The organism is Psychrobacter sp. TB20-MNA-CIBAN-0197, assembly GCF_040309765.1.
Lineage (GTDB): Bacteria > Pseudomonadota > Gammaproteobacteria > Pseudomonadales > Moraxellaceae > Psychrobacter > Psychrobacter submarinus.
The window spans coordinates 1-379 of the sequence record NZ_JBEOPC010000169.1; the positions used below are offsets into that span (position 1 = coordinate 1).

Consider the following 379-nt stretch of genomic DNA (forward strand, 5'->3'; position numbering starts at 1 on the left):
GTACAGGCGCCTGTATACGATATTGTAGCTATAAGTAAATTAACCAATAGTTTATCAATAGTTGATGTTGCTCAGTCAGCGGGGGTTATACCGCTTGATTTAAGCGTGCTCGATGCGGACTTTATGATTGGCTCGAGCGTTAAATGGTTATGTGGTGGCCCAGGTGCAGCTTATTTATGGGTTAACAAAAATCAAATAGAGTATTGTGAGCCTAAAGATGTGGGTTGGTTTTCGCATCAAAATCCATTTGAGTTCGATATTAACCACTTTGAATATAACGCCAGTGCGCTCAAGTTTTGGGGTGGCACCCCTTCTGTAGCGCCTTATATTATTGCCGCAAATAGTATTACCTACTTTGCAGAGCTAACAGCTCATAAGG

At 41.7% G+C, this 379-nt stretch carries 1 protein-coding gene; it reads left to right on the top strand.

Features of this window, described 5'->3' with window-relative positions; genetic code table 11:
- Nucleotides 1–379 (top strand): aminotransferase class V-fold PLP-dependent enzyme (locus tag AAEY83_RS13160; RefSeq protein WP_351059416.1); only part of this gene is annotated, 379 nt, incomplete at both ends.